The sequence below is a fragment of the Cupriavidus gilardii genome (genome assembly GCF_008801915.1).
In the GTDB taxonomy this organism is placed as follows: Bacteria; Pseudomonadota; Gammaproteobacteria; order Burkholderiales; family Burkholderiaceae; genus Cupriavidus; species Cupriavidus gilardii.
Map to the genome: position 1 here is coordinate 1 of NZ_VZOV01000008.1, position 16,931 is coordinate 16,931.

General features: G+C 69.2%; 16 protein-coding genes. 12 read left to right on the forward strand and 4 right to left on the reverse strand.

Features of this window, described 5'->3' with window-relative positions; all coding sequences use genetic code 11:
* Positions 1–151: 151 nt before the first annotated feature.
* Complete coding sequence (locus F7Q96_RS11910; RefSeq protein ID WP_023264573.1) at positions 152–1,195, reverse strand: rod shape-determining protein; 1,044 nt, start codon at positions 1,193–1,195, stop codon at positions 152–154.
* Between the two features lie 723 nt (positions 1,196–1,918).
* On the opposite strand from F7Q96_RS11910, the gene gatC reads away from it, so the two are divergent.
* From gatC to F7Q96_RS11940, 6 genes are all read left to right on the forward strand, one after another.
* A complete protein-coding gene (gene gatC / locus F7Q96_RS11915) occupies positions 1,919–2,218 on the forward strand; it encodes an Asp-tRNA(Asn)/Glu-tRNA(Gln) amidotransferase subunit GatC (protein ID WP_053820845.1) in 300 nt (99 codons plus the stop codon).
* Positions 2,219–2,360: 142 nt separating this feature from the next.
* Entirely contained in the window at positions 2,361–3,884 is a 1,524-nt protein-coding gene (gene gatA, locus F7Q96_RS11920; RefSeq protein WP_053820846.1) for an Asp-tRNA(Asn)/Glu-tRNA(Gln) amidotransferase subunit GatA, read from the forward strand.
* Positions 3,885–3,886: 2 nt separating this feature from the next.
* Entirely contained in the window at positions 3,887–4,372 is a 486-nt protein-coding gene (locus F7Q96_RS11925; protein ID WP_053822932.1) for a hypothetical protein, read from the forward strand.
* A 110-nt stretch (positions 4,373–4,482) separates the two neighbouring features.
* Positions 4,483–5,940: an Asp-tRNA(Asn)/Glu-tRNA(Gln) amidotransferase subunit GatB gene (gene gatB / locus F7Q96_RS11930; RefSeq protein WP_053822933.1), complete on the forward strand. Its 1,458-nt coding sequence runs from the start codon at positions 4,483–4,485 to the stop codon at positions 5,938–5,940.
* 151 nt (positions 5,941–6,091) lie between these two features.
* Positions 6,092–6,850 (forward strand): DUF484 family protein, encoded by a 759-nt coding sequence (locus F7Q96_RS11935; protein ID WP_053820847.1) that lies wholly within the window; start codon positions 6,092–6,094, stop codon positions 6,848–6,850.
* 22 nt (positions 6,851–6,872) lie between these two features.
* Positions 6,873–7,934 (forward strand): tyrosine recombinase XerC, encoded by a 1,062-nt coding sequence (locus tag F7Q96_RS11940; RefSeq protein WP_053820848.1) that lies wholly within the window; start codon positions 6,873–6,875, stop codon positions 7,932–7,934.
* 27 nt (positions 7,935–7,961) lie between these two features.
* Here the strand turns inward: F7Q96_RS11940 and F7Q96_RS11945 are convergent, their stop codons facing one another.
* Positions 7,962–8,915 (reverse strand): transcriptional regulator GcvA, encoded by a 954-nt coding sequence (locus F7Q96_RS11945; protein ID WP_151022690.1) that lies wholly within the window; start codon positions 8,913–8,915, stop codon positions 7,962–7,964.
* 207 nt (positions 8,916–9,122) lie between these two features.
* Between F7Q96_RS11945 and F7Q96_RS11950 the strand changes: the two genes are divergently transcribed.
* From F7Q96_RS11950 to F7Q96_RS11965, 4 genes are all read left to right on the forward strand, one after another.
* Complete coding sequence (locus tag F7Q96_RS11950) at positions 9,123–9,485, forward strand: DUF2917 domain-containing protein (RefSeq protein ID WP_053820849.1); 363 nt, start codon at positions 9,123–9,125, stop codon at positions 9,483–9,485.
* A gap of 177 nt (positions 9,486–9,662) precedes the next feature.
* The gene (gene lipB / locus F7Q96_RS11955; RefSeq protein WP_053820850.1) at positions 9,663–10,454 is read left to right on the forward strand and encodes a lipoyl(octanoyl) transferase LipB; all 792 of its coding nucleotides are present in this window, start codon (positions 9,663–9,665) and stop codon (positions 10,452–10,454) included.
* Between the two features lie 36 nt (positions 10,455–10,490).
* Positions 10,491–11,489: a lipoyl synthase gene (gene lipA / locus F7Q96_RS11960; protein ID WP_006577815.1), complete on the forward strand. Its 999-nt coding sequence runs from the start codon at positions 10,491–10,493 to the stop codon at positions 11,487–11,489.
* A 55-nt stretch (positions 11,490–11,544) separates the two neighbouring features.
* Positions 11,545–12,186, forward strand: coding sequence for a MarR family winged helix-turn-helix transcriptional regulator (locus F7Q96_RS11965; protein ID WP_158507234.1), 642 nt, complete (start codon positions 11,545–11,547; stop codon positions 12,184–12,186).
* Here the strand turns inward: F7Q96_RS11965 and F7Q96_RS11970 are convergent.
* Both F7Q96_RS11970 and F7Q96_RS11975 read right to left on the reverse strand, forming a co-directional pair.
* Positions 12,183–13,829, reverse strand: coding sequence for an alkaline phosphatase family protein (locus F7Q96_RS11970; RefSeq protein WP_053820852.1), 1,647 nt, complete (start codon positions 13,827–13,829; stop codon positions 12,183–12,185). The two genes, F7Q96_RS11965 and F7Q96_RS11970, sit on opposite strands and share 4 nt — an antisense overlap.
* A gap of 95 nt (positions 13,830–13,924) precedes the next feature.
* Positions 13,925–14,914 (reverse strand): tripartite tricarboxylate transporter substrate-binding protein, encoded by a 990-nt coding sequence (locus tag F7Q96_RS11975; RefSeq protein ID WP_082371358.1) that lies wholly within the window; start codon positions 14,912–14,914, stop codon positions 13,925–13,927.
* 263 nt (positions 14,915–15,177) lie between these two features.
* Between F7Q96_RS11975 and pxpB the strand changes: the two genes are divergently transcribed.
* Positions 15,178–15,852 (forward strand): 5-oxoprolinase subunit PxpB, encoded by a 675-nt coding sequence (gene pxpB, locus F7Q96_RS11980; protein ID WP_151022692.1) that lies wholly within the window; start codon positions 15,178–15,180, stop codon positions 15,850–15,852.
* Positions 15,849–16,928: a 5-oxoprolinase subunit C family protein gene (locus tag F7Q96_RS11985; protein WP_151022694.1), complete on the forward strand. Its 1,080-nt coding sequence runs from the start codon at positions 15,849–15,851 to the stop codon at positions 16,926–16,928. Before pxpB ends, F7Q96_RS11985 begins: the two co-directional genes overlap by 4 nt.
* Positions 16,929–16,931 lie beyond the last annotated feature (3 nt).

A 16,931-nucleotide genomic window follows, 5' to 3' on the forward strand; every position in this document is an offset into this window, starting at 1 on the left:
GGACCGGAATTGGCTCAGTCGCGCGGGCCGCCGGTGGGCGGCGGCCGGCGTGGCCAGGGTGGCGCGGCGGCGGCCCCGCCCGTGGCCGGCGTCGGCCAGCGGTGCGGGCAGGGCGCGCTTCGCCACGGGAACGATCCTTTGCCGGACCGGCTTACTCGTAGGCGAAGATGCTGCCCAGCTTGTCCATGCGCTCCAGGGCCATGCCCGAGCCGCGCACCACGCAGGTCAACGGATCCTCGGCGACCAGCACCGGCAGGCCGGTTTCCTCGGCCAGCAGGCGGTCCAGGTCGCGCAGCAGCGCGCCGCCGCCGGTCAACGTGATGCCGCGCTCCGCGATGTCGGCGCCCAGTTCCGGCGGAGTCTGCTCCAGGCCGATCTTGACGGTGGACACGATCTGGTTCAGCGGGTCGGTCAGCGCTTCCAGGATCTCGTTGGACGAGACCGTGAACGCGCGCGGAATGCCCTCGGACAGGTTGCGGCCCTTGACCTCCATCTCGCGCACTTCCGAACCCGGGAAGGCGGAGCCGATTTCCTTCTTGATCGCTTCGGCGGTCTGCTCGCCGATCAGCATGCCGTAGTTGCGGCGGATGTAATTGACGATGGCTTCGTCGAACTTGTCGCCGCCGACGCGCACCGAGCCCTTGTAGACCATGCCGCCCAGCGAGATGATGCCGACCTCGGTGGTGCCGCCGCCGATATCGACGACCATCGAGCCCGACGGCTCGGACACCGGCAGGCCGGCGCCGATCGCGGCGGCCATCGGTTCCTCGATCAGGTAGACCTGCGAGGCCCCGGCGCCCAGCGCCGACTCGCGGATCGCGCGGCGCTCGACCTGGGTCGAACCGCACGGCACGCAGATGATGATGCGCGGCGACGGACGCAGCAGCTTGCTGTCGTGCACCATCTTGATGAACTGCTTGAGCATCTGCTCGGTCACGGTGAAGTCGGCGATCACGCCGTCCTTCATCGGGCGGATCGCCTCGATGTTGCCCGGCACCTTGCCCAGCATCTGCTTGGCTTCCTTGCCGACTGCCTGAATGGTCTTCTTGGCGTTCGGGCCGCCGCCCAGGTGGATCGCGACCACCGAAGGTTCGTCCAGCACGATGCCCTTGTCACGCATATAGATCAGCGTGTTGGCGGTGCCGAGGTCGATCGCGAGATCGTTGGAAAAGTAGCTGCGGAGAAATCCGAACATCAGGAGTCCTGTTTTCTGGTGGGTTCGCAGGTATGCGAAGCGGCCGGCGCCAGTCGTTGGCGCCGGCCGCGATATTCATATGTCGTCGATGGAAACGGCGCGCGTCCTTCAGCGCATCCACGGTCCCGCCCATGCCGTTGCGGTGCGCCAGGCGAACCGCGACAGTGCTGGGGGAATGGGTCCGCCGAGCCGGCGGAACGCATTCCCACGGGAACCTTTGATTAGACGGCGCCAGAAAGTTCGCCAAACTTCATTTGGCGGATGGCCGGACGGTGGTCCGGGCGCCACAGACCCGGCACCCACGATGGGGCAGCAGCGAGTCGGTCTAATCGGAGGATCCTGGTCCGGGCCCCGCGGGCAGTCGGGTCCGGCATCCTTCTGCGGCCGGGCCCTGGGTCCCAAGCGGCGAAGGCGCCGCCGGGGGCGGCGGCAAAACGGAATGATACCTTATAATTCCGCGTGTTTCGGCGGCAAATTGCCCTGAAAAAACCTGTAATTCTGACGATTGTGGGGCGCCGCGCGCGGCACTTTCCCCGGGCCGATACCGGGCCGACAATGGCCCGGATGTGGCGCCGCCCGAGGCGCGCCGGCCCGGCCCGGTTCAGCGCCTCCCGACTCTGCGCGCACGGTCGTCGCACGGTCGTCGCACTGTCGTCATTCTCCCGGTTCGTCCCGGCCTCGCGCCGGACCGCCGGGCCCTCTGGAATTCCTCGCACCCACGCCATGGCACTCGAGCTATCCGACGTCAAGCGCATCGCCCATCTTGCCCGCATCGACATCAGCGATGACGAAGCCGGCCAGACGCTCGGGCAATTGAATCAATTCTTTTCGCTGGTCGAGCAGATGCAGGCGGTCGACACCAGCGGCGTCGCGCCGCTGGCGCATCCGCTGTCGGCGGTACGCGAGATGCAACAGCGGCTGCGCGACGACGTCGTCACCGAGCCCAATCGGCGCGAGGACTACCAGCGTCCGGCCCCGGCCACCGAGGCCGGCCTGTACCTGGTGCCCAAGGTGATCGAATAACGGTCCCGCACCCGGCTCGCCGACGTCGCCCGGCATTTCATCACGTATCGACGTACCGATACGCAGGACGACGTCTCCTGAATCGATCCGGCCCGCGCGGCGACGTACCGCGGGCCGTTCTCCGAAGCTCTTCCGACACTCCATGTCTTCCTCCGCTTCCTCCTTCCCGGTCGGCTCGACCGTGACCTCGCTGCGCCAGATCGCCGATGCGCTCGCCGCCGGCGCGGTGTCGGCCGAAGAACTGGCGCGCGACTATCTGGCCCGCATCGAGCAGGCCGGCGCGCTGAACGCCTATGTGCATGTCGACGCCGAACTGACACTGGCCCAGGCCCGCGAGGCCGATGCGCGCCGCGCGCGCGGCCAGGCCGGTCCGCTGACCGGCGTGCCGATCGCCCACAAGGATGTGTTCGTCACGCGCGGCTGGCGCTCGACCGCCGGCTCGCGCATGCTGGCCAACTACGAGAGCCCGTTCGATGCCACCGTGGTCGAGCGGCTCGCCGCCGCCGGCATGGTGACGCTGGGCAAGACCAATATGGACGAATTCGCGATGGGCTCGTCCAACGAGAACTCGCACTTCGGCCCCGTTCGCAACCCGTGGGACGCGTCGCGCGTGCCGGGCGGCTCGTCGGGCGGCTCGGCCGCGGCAGTGGCCGCGGGGCTGGCACCGGCCGCGACCGGTACCGATACCGGCGGCTCGATCCGTCAGCCCGCCGCGTTCTCCGGCATCACCGGCATCAAGCCGACCTACGGCCGCGTGTCGCGCTTCGGCATGATCGCGTTCGCCTCGTCGCTGGACCAGGCCGGCCCGATGGCGCGCAGCGCCGAGGACTGCGCGCTGCTGCTCAATGCGATGGCCGGTTTCGACGAGCGCGATTCGACCTCGCTGACGCCGGCCCAGGGCGGCGTGGACGAAGACTTCACGCGGCTGCTGGGCCAGCCGCGCGGCGGCGCCAGCGCCAACCAGCCGCTGGCAGGCCTGCGCATCGGCCTGCCGCGCGAGTACTTCGGCGCGGGCCTGTCGGCCGATGTCGAGGCCGCGGTGCGCGCCGCGCTGCGCGAATACGAGAAGCTGGGCACGACGCTGGTCGAGGTGTCGCTGCCGAAGACCGAGCTGTCGATCCCGGTCTACTACGTGATCGCGCCGGCCGAGGCCTCGTCGAACCTGTCGCGCTTCGATGGCGCGCGCTACGGCCATCGCGCCGCCGAGTACCGCGACCTGCTCGACATGTACAAGAAGACCCGTGCCGAGGGCTTCGGCTGGGAGGTCAAGCGCCGCATCCTGGTCGGCACCTATGTGCTGTCGCACGGCTACTACGACGCCTACTACCTTCAGGCGCAGAAGATCCGCCGCATCATCGCCGACGACTTCCAGCGCGCCTTCGGCGAGTGCGACGTGATCATGGGACCGGTGGCGCCGACGGTGGCGTGGAAGCTCGGCGAGAAGAGCGCCGACCCGGTGCAGATGTACCTGGCCGACATCTTCACGCTGTCGACCAGCCTGGCCGGGCTGCCCGGCATGAGCGTGCCCTGCGGCTTCGGCGAGGGCGGCATGCCGGTCGGCCTGCAGATGATCGGCAACTACTTCGGCGAAGCGCAGCTGCTGCAGACCGCGCACGCCTTCCAGCAGGCCACCGACTGGCATCTGCGCCAGCCCTCGCAGGGATGATCATGAACGCGCTGCTTTCGATCCGCCCGTCCCGCCTCTCTGCCGGCCGCCTTGCATTGACGGCCGTATTGCTGGCCGCGCTGGCGGGCTGCATACCGCTGCCGCGCATCGGCGGCCCGACGCCGATCGCCGATCGCGACATCGACCTGGCCGGCGACTGCCGCCGCACCGAGGAAGACGGCTTCCGCGAGGACGCGCAATTGCGCGTGTCGGACAACAACGTGCAGCAGCTGTCGTGGAAGCTGTGGGTCGGCAAGCGGGGCTCGTGCAGCTTCGACCTGGCCGAATTCCGCCAGACCCGCCGCAAGCCGCATATCGAGCTGGCCGCGCGCGACGGCAGCGCGTGCAAGCTGCTCGTCTGGCAGGACCCGCGCCGCGTCACGCTGGCGCACGCCAATTGCCAGAGCCGCTGCACGCCGGGCATCTATGAAGAGGCGTGGCCGGTCATGTTCGAACCGGGCACCGGCACCTGCGCGCGCACGCAATAACGCGGCGGTACGCAGCGCGACAGAAGCTCAACGCAGTAAGCAGAACGCGAAAGCACACGGCGGCGCGGCCCATGCCGGCGCCGCCGCAAGGAACCAACAGGAATACCGCCATGCAATGGGAAGTGGTGATCGGCCTCGAAACGCATACGCAGCTATCGACGGCCTCGAAGATTTTTTCCGGCGCCTCCACCGCGTTCGGCGCGGCGCCCAATACCCAGGCCAGTCCGGTCGATCTGGCGCTGCCCGGCACGCTGCCGGTGCTGAACAAGGCCGCGGTCGAGCGCGCGATCCAGTTCGGCCTGGCGATCGGCGCCCATGTCGCGCCGCATAGCGTGTTCGCGCGCAAGAATTACTTCTACCCCGATCTGCCCAAGGGCTACCAGATCAGCCAGTACGAAATCCCGGTGGTGCAGGGCGGCAGCCTGACCTTCCAGGTCGAGGGCCGCAAGGGCGAGTTCTACGAGAAGACCGTGCAGCTGACCCGTGCCCACCTCGAGGAGGACGCGGGCAAGTCGCTGCACGAGGACTTCGCCGGCATGACCGGCATCGACCTGAACCGCGCCGGCACGCCGCTGCTCGAGATCGTGACCGAACCCGACATGCGCAGCGCCGCCGAGGCGGTGGCCTATGCGCGCGCGCTCCATACGCTGGTGGTGTGGCTGGGCATCTGCGACGGCAACATGCAGGAAGGGAGCTTCCGTTGCGATGCCAACGTGTCGGTGCGGCCGGTCGGCAGCGACAAGCTGGGCACGCGCCGCGAAATCAAGAACCTGAACTCGTTCCGCTTCCTGCAGCAGGCGATCGAGTACGAGGTGCGCTGGCAGATCGCCGAGATCGAGGATGGCCGCGAAATCCAGCAGGCCACCGTGCTGTTCGATCCGGACACCGGCGAGACGCGCGCGATGCGGACCAAGGAAGACGCGCACGACTATCGCTACTTCCCCGATCCGGACCTGCTGCCGCTCGAAATCGAGCCGGCCTGGATCGAGCGCGTGCGCGCCGCGATGCCGGAGCTGCCGGCCGCGATGCAGGCGCGCTTCGTTTCGCAATACGGGCTGCCGGCCTACGATGCCAGCGTGCTGACCTCGTCGAAGGCGCTGGCCAACTGGTTCGAGCAGGTCGTGGCCGAAGCCGGCGCGGCCAACGCCAAACCCGCGGCCAACTGGCTGATGGGCGACGTTGCGTCGCAGCTGAACCGCGAGGGCATCGAGATCGATGGCGCGCCGATCCGCCCCGCGCAGCTCGCGCTGCTGCTCAAGCGCATCGCCGACGGCACGGTGTCGAACAACACCGCCAAGAAGGACGTGTTCCCGGCCATGTGGGCCGGCGAGTGCGACGGCGACGCCGACGCGATCATCGCCGCCAAGGGCCTGAAGCAGATGTCGGACACCGGCGCGCTCGAGGCCATCATCGACGAGGTGCTGGCCGCCAACGCCAAGTCGGTCGAGGAGTTCCGCGCCGGCAAGGAGAAGGCGTTCAACGCGCTGGTCGGCCAGGCGATGAAGGCGACCAGGGGCAAGGCCAATCCGGCCCAGGTCAACGAGTTGCTGCGCAAGAAGCTCGGTTGACGGGCTGCATCGAGCAGATGGTGAACCCGCGCTCCGGCGCGGGTTTTTTCATGGGACGGCGGGTTGGAATCGCGCGCGTCGAGCCCTCGCGCGGGGTCTCCTCCCGGCAGGCTTTGCTACACTCCAGCGCAAATCGTTCGATGACCCGCCAATGAATCCGCAAGACGTCGCCGCCTATCTGCAAAGTCATCCCCAGTTCTTCGAGGACCATGCCGAGCTGCTGGCCTCGGTGCAGCTGACGAGCCCGCACAGCCATCGCGCGGTCTCGCTGCAGCAGCGCCAGATGGAAATCCTGCGCGAGAAGAACAAGGGCCTCGAACTGAAGCTGGCCAATCTGATGCGCCACGGCCACGACAACGACCGCACGCAGAACCGCATGCACGCGTGGCAGTTGCGGCTGCTCGGCGAGGCCGATGCGCTGGCGCTGCCGATGGCGGTCAGCCAGGGCCTGCAGCAGGTCTTCGATGTGCCGGCGGTCGCGCTGCGGCTGTGGCAGCTGGCCGAAACGCATGCCCCGCTCGATCTGCTGCGCGGTGAACAGGCCGCCGCCAGCGAAGCCGCGCGCCGCTTTGCCGAGGGCCTGCACACCCCGTATTGCGGCGCCAATCCCTGGGCCGCCGAAGCCGCTCCCGTCGAAGAGGGGGCGCTGGCCGCTTCCGCTGCAGCGGCCGACTCGCTGGGCGAAGGCGGCAAGCAGGCGCTCGACTGGCTCGAGCGCAACGACATCGCCTCGCTGGCGATGGTGGCGCTGCGTGCCCCCGCGGGCGAGGACGCCGAAGCGGGACCGACCTTCGGCCTGCTGGTGCTCGGCTCGCCCGATCCGCGCCGCTTCCACGAAGGCATGGGCACCGCCTATCTGAGCCGCATCGGCGAACTGGCCGGCGCGGCGCTGGCGCGCCTGCGCGGCTGAGCAGGGACTCGGGCGGCAACGGATGGCCCGCTCCAGCGAACCGGCGTTCGTGGACAACGCTGCGCACGCGCCCCCACCGGCCCTCGATCCGCTGCTGCTCCGCTATCTGGACTGGCTGGCCACCAGCCGCAAGCTGGCCAAGCACACGCTGGTCGGCTACCGGCGCGACCTGTCGGTATTGCAGGCGCAGGCCGCCAGGTTCGCGCCCGGTACCGCGCTGACCGCGTTGCGCACCGACCAGATCCGCAGCTTCGCCGCGCGGCTGCGCGGCAGCGGTCTCGCTTCCACCAGCATTGCCCGGGCGTTGTCGGCCTGGCGCGGCTTCTATCTGTGGGCCGCGCGGCACGGCCACGGCGTCGAGGCCAATCCGGTGGACGGCGTGCGCGCCCCCAAGGCCGGACGGCCATTGCCCAAGGCGCTGTCGGTCGAACATGCGGTGGCGCTGGTCGGTCAGCCGGCCGGCGAGGGCGCCGAAGGGCTGCGCGACCAGGCCGTGTTCGAGCTCGGCTATTCGAGCGGGCTGCGCGTGTCCGAGCTGGTGCAGCTCGACCTGCGCTACGTGGAAGAGGACGGCTACCGCTCGTCGGGCTGGATCGACCTGGCCGCGGGCGAAGTCACGGTGCTCGGCAAGGGATCGCGCCGCCGCAGCGTGCCGGTCGGCAGCAAGGCGGTGCAGGCGCTGCAGGCCTGGCTGGCGGTGCGGGGCGACTGGGTACGGCCGTCGGCCGACATCGGCCACCGGCACGCGCTGTTCCTGTCGCGGCGCGGGGAGAGGCTGTCGGACCGCACCGTGCGCGCCCGCATCAAGCAGCAGGCCATCCGCGCCGGCGTACCGGCCGACGTGCATCCGCACATGCTGCGGCACTCGTTCGCCAGCCACGTGCTGCAATCGTCGGGCGACCTGCGCGCGGTGCAGGAGATGCTGGGCCACGCCAGCGTGGCCACCACGCAGATCTACACCGCGCTCGACTTCCAGCATCTGGCCAAGGTCTACGACCAGGCCCATCCGCGTGCACGGCTCGCCGAGCGCGACACGCCGGCCGCACCGTCGACGCCATCGGCGCCGGACGACGAACCGGCCTGAAGCCCGCCGGAAGCGCGCCGGAAGCGCCTAGGCCCACTGCGACAGGATCTGCCGGAACGCCGCGATCTCGGGCAGCAGCCAGTTGCGGAAGGCCTGCACCTTCGGCGTCTCCAGCATTGCCGGCGTGCAGACGAAGTACAGCAGCCATGGACATGGGATGCTGACGTCGAACAGCCGCACCACGCGCCCGGACAGCAGATCGTTGTAGGCCAGCGAAGAGCGGATCAGCGCGATGCCCTGGCCTTCCGCCGCGGCCTGCAGCAGCAGCGACGAGTCCTCGAACATCAGGCCCTTGCGTGGTTCCGGCCAGTCAAGCCCGGCCGCCTCGAACCAGGGCCGCCACGGATCGCCCTCGCCGCGCAGCAGCGTCAGCCCCTGCATGTCCTCGGGGCGCCGCGGCAGCTTGCCGCCCAGGAAGTTCGGGCTGCAGACCGGAAAGAACACGTCGTCGAGCAGCCGCTCGACATAGAGCCCCGGATAGTCGCCGCTGCCCATGCGCAGCGCCACGTCGACCTCGTCGCGCGTGAAATCGACCAGCGTGTTCGACGACATCAGCTCGACGTCCAGCTCGGGATGCCGCTCGATGAAGCTGCCGATGCGCGGCGTCAGCCAGCGCGCCGCGAACGACGGCATCGTGCTGATGGTCAGCCGCTTGTCGCGCGTGCCGGACTGCAGCGCGCGCGTCGCCTCGGCGATCTGCAGCAGCGCGTCGCGCACGCGCTCGGCGTAGACGCGTCCGGCCGGCGTCAGGCTGACCCGCTTGCCGTTGCGGGCGAACAACGGCTGGCCCAACTCCTCCTCCAATGCCCGGACCTGATGGCTGACCGCCCCGTGGGTGACGAACAGCTCCGTGGCGGCGCGCGAGAAGCTTTCGTGCCGAGCGGCGGCTTCGAATGCGCGCAGTGCGGTCAGCGCCGGCAGCCTTGGCAGCTCGCGATGCCACGCGCGCGGCAGTTCGACGGGGTTGCGCTTGAGGGTCATCGCAGGGTTTTTATGTGAGATTGGCTAACAAGGGAAATCAATATATATCGTTTTGGAGGTGGCCGGGCAATCACTAGAATGCAGTGCATCGGGACCGCAACAGCGAGCGCGCCAGGCCAGACCAGGCCACATACGGTAAAGCGCGACGCCAGCCACGCGAGATGCGCGTGCCGGACGGTACCGTCACCTTAGTGAAGGAAGTCCAAAATGGAAACCCTGCTCACAACGACCGTCTTCAGCCTGAACCCGGGCGAGGTCGCGCCGCTGTCGGTCCATACCGCGCAACGGCTTTATGTGGAAGATGCCGCCGGCCTGAACCTGTGGGTCACCCGCGACGGCGATTCGGAAGATTACTGGCTGCGCTGCGGCGCCAGCCTGCAGCTGAACCGCGGCGACGAAGTGGTGCTCAGCGTCGATCCGCGCGCCGAACGTGCGGTGCGGTTGGCCCTGATCGCCGAAGCCCGGCGCCCGGCCGCCACCAACCTGCCGCATCTGGTGAACCGCATCGTGAGACGACTGGTTCGAGGGACGCAATGGTCGCCTAACCAGGACGTCGTCGCCGCGTCCTGACGGAAAGGAGGAAGCGGCGGGCCGGCGCCATCTGCGGCTGGTCTACAGCCGGCCGCCGGCGCCCGGGACCCTGGACGAACGACGTCCCGGCGGCGGACAACCCTGAGGGCGCCAGGGTGACAGCCGCCAGCGAAGCAGGGGCCGGTGCGAACCGGCCCTTTTCGCTACACTCTCGGCATGCAAGCAATCGAAGTCATCGAACGGGGCCGGGAGGACTACGCGCCCTGTTTCGACGCGATGCGCGCTTATACCGCCGCGCGCACCGCCGAATCTCCCGACCAGATCTGGCTCGTCGAGCACCCTCCCGTCTATACGTTGGGCCAGGCGGGCGATCCATCGCATCTGCTGTCGCCCGATCCGGCGATCCCGCTGGTCCGCATTGATCGTGGCGGACAGATCACTTACCACGGGCCGGGACAGGTCGTCGCCTACCTGCTGCTGGACCTGCGACGCCGCGGCCTGATGGTGCGCGAGCTGGTCCATGCGATCGAGCAGGCAGTGCTGGACACGCTCGCGGCGTATAATCTGCCCGCCGAACGCAAGCCTGGCGCGCCCGGCATCTATCTGTCCGACGGTCCGCACCGCGGCGCCAAGATTGCCGCGCTGGGCCTGAAGATCCGCAACGGCTGCAGCTACCACGGCGTCAGCCTGAACGTGCGGATGGATCTGGACCCGTTCCTGCGTATCAATCCGTGCGGTTATGCCGGCCTCGAGACGGTCGACATGGCTCGCGCCGGCGCGACGGTGCCGGCGAGCGATGCCGACGGCGGCGTGCGCCGGGAACCGGTCGATGCCCGGCATCAACCCGAGATCGCGCGACGCCTGGCGGCGGCATTGTGCGATGTGCTGGCTGCAGCGCAGGCGCGCGCGGCGGCCGGCGAGCCGGCAGCGAACCAGCAAGCGAACCGGCAAGCGAACGAACCAGCCGCCACGGCCTCCGGCCAATTGACACCCCTGACCACGGCCTAGCCGACCTATGCGCGCGGGGAGCGCGCGGAGAACACCATGAGCGACGCCCTGATCGCCACCTCGAATCCCCAAGGCGATGCCGCCCAAGGCGCGGCCTACGACCCGACCCGCAAGCAGAAGTCGGCCGACAAGACCGCCCGCATTCCGATCAAGATCGTCCCCGCCGAGAAGCTGAAGAAGCCGGACTGGATCCGGGTGAAGGCGGCCACCGGCAATTCGCGTTTCTACGAGATCAAGGACATCCTGCGCGCCAACAATCTGGTGACGGTGTGCGAGGAAGCGAGCTGCCCGAATATCGGCGAATGCTTCGGCAAGGGCACCGCGACGTTCATGATCATGGGCGACAAGTGCACGCGCCGCTGCCCGTTCTGCGACGTCGGCCACGGCCGCCCGGATCCGCTCGACGTCAACGAGCCGCTGAACCTGGCCAAGACCATCGCCCAGCTGAAGCTGAACTATGTGGTGATCACCAGCGTCGACCGCGACGACCTGCGCGACGGCGGCGCCCAGCACTATGTGGACTGCATCAGCAAGACCCGCGAGCTGTCGCCGATCACCCGCATCGAGGTGCTGGTGCCCGACTTCCGCGGCCGTCTCGACAAGGCGCTGGACATCCTGCAGGCCTGCCCGCCGGACGTGATGAACCACAACCTGGAAACGGTGCCGCGCCTGTACAAGCAGGCCCGTCCAGGCGCCGACTATGCGCACTCGCTGAAGCTGCTGCAGGAGTTCAAGCGCCGCAATCCGGACGTGCCGACCAAGTCGGGCCTGATGGTGGGCTTGGGCGAGACCGACGAGGAAATCCTCGAAGTCATGCGCGACATGCGCGCGCACGACATCGACATGCTGACCATCGGCCAGTATCTCGCTCCGTCGAATCACCATCTGCCGGTGCTGCGCTACGTCCATCCCGACACCTTCAAGATGTTCGAGGAAGAGGCCTACAAGATGGGCTTCACCCACGCCGCAGTCGGTGCCATGGTGCGCAGCTCCTACCATGCCGACCAGCAGGCGCACCAGGCCGGCTTCGCCTGATCCCGCCCGGCGCCCGTTCGCGGCGCCGGAATTCGCCTTGCATTCTGCCGACCCCGTGGCAGACGACGCAGGCGCCAGCCGCCTGCGCGCGCCGCGCGATATCACCGATCTGCTCAATTTCCGTCTCGCGGCGCTGGTTGGCGCCAGCGGCGCGGCGGTGATCCGCCTGTGCGAAGGCCAGTACGGCGTGTCGCGCCGCGAATGGGCGCTGCTCGGGCTGCTGGCCATGCGCGGCGCGCAGGCGCCGTCGGAGATCGCGGATCAATGCCATCTGGACCGCACGCGCGTGTCGCGCGCGATCACGCGGCTGACCGCCAAGGGTTTGATCCGGCGGCAGACGCTGGACGGCGACCGCCGCCGCGCCAGCGTCGCGCTGACGCCGGCCGGACAGGCGCTCTACCGGCAGCTGTTCGACGAGGTGGCGGCGATCAATCGGCGCCTGGTCGAGACGCTATCCGATCGGGAACTGGCGAACCTGGACACGCTGCTGACGGCGCTGACAGAGCAGGCGGTGCGCGTGAAGCGGCAGGTTGCGACCACGGTCAGCACCAACCGCTGGCGTGGCGGCGGCGCGCGGCGCCAGTGGTCGGCGCCGGAGCCGGCGTCGGAGGACGCCGCGCAAGAGGCGTCCGGCGCTGCGCCGGAGGACGAACCGCAGACGCGCGCCGCCGCCGGCCAGCACAGCCCGGAGCGCTAGCGCAGCGCCTCCCGTGCGCCGCGCCATTTCTCGTGCAGCAGTTCCTCCGGGAGCTCGCTCTCGTCCCAGAATCCCAGCAGGATGCCCTTGCGCACCGACGCGCCGCGCATCGCGGCGATGCGTTCGTCGCTGATCGCGGTACGCTGGGACTGCCGCAGCCCCCATTGCGCCAGCGCCAGATACATCCGCTCGCACTGCGCCCGGTGGGCCGGATCGGCGCCGAGGTCGTGCAGCTCGTGCGGGTCTTCGGCCAGATCGAACAGCATCGGCCGGAAGCCCGGCGCGTGGATGTACTTCCAGCGCGCATCGACCACCATGAACAGCCGCGCATCGAGCGGCGCCACGCCCAGCGCTACCGCGGCCCCGGTCGCCGAATAGTCGTATTCGCTGATCGCGTAGCGGCGCCAGCTGGCCGGCGCTTGCCCATGCAGCCAGGGCTGCAGCGCACGTCCTTCGAGCCGGTGCGGTTGCGGCGTGCCACCGCAGGCCTCGACGAAGGTCGGCACCAGGTCGATCGCCTCGACCAGCGCATCGCACACCGAGCCGCGCGTCGCGTCGGACGCCGGCGAGGGGTCGACGACGATCAGCGGCAGCCGCACCGACGGCTCGTGGAACAGGTCCTTCTCGCCCATCCAGTGGTCGCCCAGATAATCGCCATGATCGGAGGTGAACACGATCATGGTGTCGCCGGCCAGGCCCCTGTTCTCCAGGAAGCGCATCAGCACGCCGATCTGGTCGTCGATCTGCGTGATCAGGCCCATATAGGCGGGAATCACCGCCTCGCGCACCTCGTCGCGCGAGAACGCCCGGCTGACGCGCGAATTCAGGAAGGCCTGGTAGATCGGATGCGGCTGCGCGCGCTCGGCCTCGCTGCGCACCGGCGGCGGCACGTCGGCGGCCCCGTACATCGCGTGATAGGGCGCCGGCGCGATGCAGGGCCAGTGCGGCTTGATATAGGACAGGTGCAGGCACCACGGCGCATCCCCGGCCTGCTCGATGAATTCCATCGCCCGCCGCGTCATGTATGGCGTTTCCGAATGCTCCTCGGCCACGCGCGCGGGCCGGGTCGAATTGCGCAGCAGCCAGCCCGACAGCAGATTGCCGTTCTCGTCCTCGCCGGCGTTGGCCCAGTCGTCCCAGCCGTCGTCGCCGGCGTAGCCAAGTTCGCGCAGATAGTCGTTGTAGCGCACCGGCTTCGGGTCGTAGCGGCCGGCCGGGCCGCTGCCATGCAGGCCGTCGTCGCGCTCGTACGGATCGAAGCCGCACTCGGCCACGCGCGTGCCGATCAGCGAGTCCGGATCGATGCCGAGCCGCGCCATGCCCTCGGTGTCGGCCGCCATATGGGTCTTGCCGACCAGCACGGTCTGCCGGCCGAGCGGGCGTAGATAGTCGCCCAGCGTCATCTCGCCGACCTTCAGCGGAAAGTTGTTCCAGGCGGCGCCATGCGAATCGACATAGCGGCCGGTGTAGAAGCTCATCCGCGACGAGCCGCAGATCGTCGACTGCGCATAGGCGCGCGAGAATCGCACCCCGCGCGCGGCCAGCGCGTCGATGTTCGGCGTGCGGATGGTCGGATGCCCGGTGCAGGACAGGTAGTCCCACCGCAGCTGGTCGCACATGATGAAGAGGATATTGCGGGCCATCGGCGTCGCTCCTTGCGGTTGCTGCTTGCGGTTGCTGCTTGCTGTTGCTGGCTGCAGTTGCTGTCTGCCTTGCTGTCTGCAGTGGCGCCCGGCCCTTATTGCTGGAAGCCGCTGCGCTTGACCACCGGCTGCCACTGCGCCTTGTAGGCCTTCAGCATGTCGGCGGTCTGCTGTTGCGTGCTGGCCACCGGCTGCATGTTGGCGGCGACGAAACGCTGCTGTACCGCCGGGTCGGACATCACGCTGTAGATCGCCGCCGACAGCGCTTTCACCTTGTCGGCCGGCATCGACTTCGGCGCGAAGAAGGCGTTCCAGCCGTCGGCCGCCAGCTCGATGCCGGTCTCCTTCAGCGTGGGGATGTCCTTGGCGAACGACGAGCGGGTCTTGCCCGACACCGCGAGGATCTTCAGCTTGCCGCTCTGATGCAGCGACAGCACCGCGTCCAGCGTGTCGACGCCGACCGGCACCTGGCCGCCCAGCATGTCGGTGGCCAGCGGCGCCGAGCCCTTGTAGCCGACCACGTCGCCCTTGACGCCGGCGCGCTCGGCCAGCATCAGCGCGAAGAAGTGGGGCAGGCTGCCGGTGGCCGGCACGCCGAAGAAGGCCTTGCCGGGATTGGCCTTGAGCCAGGCCACCAGATGCGACATCTCGCGGACCGGCACCTGCGGGCCGGTGATCACGGCGAAGTCGTAGGACGAGACCTGCGACACCGGCACGAAGTCGGCGTCGGGGTCATAGCTGGTGTCCTTGAACACCAGCGGCGCGACCGTCATCACGGCCGGATTGCCGAGCATCAGCACGTTGTCGGCCGGAGCGGCGTGCTTGAGCTGCTGTGCGGCGAGCCGGCCGCCGGCGCCGGCCTTGTTCTCGACCACCACGGTGACGCCGTATTTGGCCTGCAGCGCCTGGCCGACGATGCGCGCGGCGCGGTCCGAGGCGCCGCCCGGCGCATACCCGACGACAAAGCGCAGCGGCCCGTCGATCTTGTCGATTTTCTGTGCCAGCGCGGCCGGCGCGGCCGCCGTCAGCAGCGCGACGGCCAACGCCGCGTGGCGGGCCTTGCGGGCCAAGGTTGCGAAAGTCATGGCGTCTCCGTGAGGGTCCTTTCTACGAGGATGCGGGCAAATTTAAGCGGGACATCAACGATTGATCTAATCAACTATCGTCCCGCGCCGCTATGGAAAACCCTAGGCGCCGGCACGACGGCACAGGTTTCGCAAAACTCACTTTCTCGATAAATTGCCGATAAGACGCATCGCGCTTTCCGCCGCGCATTTTTTTCCGAGCTGCATTCCCGCGCTGCATTCCCGAACCTGCGCGCCAACTGGATTCCGGACCGACCTCGATCATGGCCACCTGCACGATTCACCGCCTTGCCGAGCGCGCGCTGCTGTGCAGCGTGCCGCCCCCTGCGTCGCTCGACGTCCAGCGCCGCTTCTGGGCGATGGCCGACGCGGCTGGTGCCTGGCCCGGCGTGGTCGACGCCTATCCGGGCATGAACAGCCTGACCGTGCTGTTCGATGACGGCGCCGATCCGGCCCAACTCGAAGCCGCGCTGGCGCAGGCATGGGAGCGCGGCCAGGGAGAAGACGACGGCGGCAACGCCGGCGGCGATGCCTGCGGCCGCATCGTCGAGATCCCGGTCCGCTACGGCGGCGACGACGGCCCCGACCTCGCCGACGTGGCGGCCCATACCGGCCTGACGCCCGAGGAGGTGGTGCGGCGGCACAGCGCCGGCGCCTATACCGTCTACTTCCTCGGCTTCCAGCCCGGTTTCGCCTATCTGGGCGGGCTCGACCCGGCGCTGGCGACGCCGCGGCGTACCGAACCGCGGCTCGCGGTGCCGGCCGGTTCGGTCGGCATCGGCGGGGAGCAGACCGGCGTCTATCCCGCGGCGGCGCCCGGCGGCTGGCAATTGATCGGACGTACCGAGTTGCCGCTGTTCCTGCCCGAGCGCGATCCGCCCTCGTTGCTGGCGCCCGGCGACACCGTGCGCTTCGTGGTTGAATCGGTGCGCGCATGATCGAGATTCTTCGCCCCGGCGCGCTGGCGTCCATCCAGGACCTGGGCCGCGACGGCATGCGCCGCTTCGGGGTCGGTGGAGCCGGTGCGCTCGACAGCGTCGCGCTGCGGGTCGGCAACCTGCTGCTTGGCAATGACGCCGGCGCCGCTGCCATCGAATTCACGCTGGGCCGCGCCACGGTCCGCTTCCATGCCGATCTGCGCATCGCGCTGACCGGCGCCGAATGCCGTGCCGATGTCGACGGCGAGCCGGTCTGGTGCTGGCATGCGTTCGACGTGCACGCGGGCAGCACGCTGACGATGCCGGCGCCCCGCGGCGGCACCCGTACCTATCTGTGCGTGGCGGGCGGCATCGACGTGCCGCTGGCGATGGGCTCGCGCAGCACCGATCTGAAGGCCGGCTTCGGCGGATACCGGGGCCGAGCGCTGCGGCGGGGCGATCGGCTCGCGGCGCTGCGGCCCGGCCCGGGTCCGGCGCCATTGCCGCGGATCGGCGTGCTGGCGCCCCCGTGGGCGTTGCCTTCGCCGTCGTCACCAGCATCCAACGCAGCATCCGCCGACGGCCGCGCGCTGCCGATCCGCATGCTGGCGGGGCTGGAGTACGATCAGTTCGAGACCGAGGCCCAGCAGGCGCTGTGGCAGGCCGACTGGACCGTCACGCCGAACAGCAACCGCATGGGGTTCCGGCTCGAAGGGCCGGCGCTGGCCCGGCGGCGCGGCGCACCGGAACTGCTGTCCCATGGCGTGGTGCCGGGCGTCATGCAGGTGCCGCCGGGCGGCCAGCCGATCGTGTTGATGGCCGATGCCCAGACCACCGGCGGCTATCCGAAGATCGGCGTCGTCATCGAGGCCGATCTGTGGCGCCTGGCGCAGGCGCCGCTCGGCGCGGCGGTGCGCTTTCACCGCGTCGGCCTCGAGGAGGCAGAGGCCGCGCGCATGCAGGTGCAGACCTATCTGCGCCAGGTCGCGCAGGCGGTGGCATGGCAATCCGAGGCGCGGACCGGGGCGCAGGCGCCGGCCGCGCGGCGGCGTGCGATGACGCGCCGGCTGTCACCGGCCGGTGCCACGCTGCCGTGACGC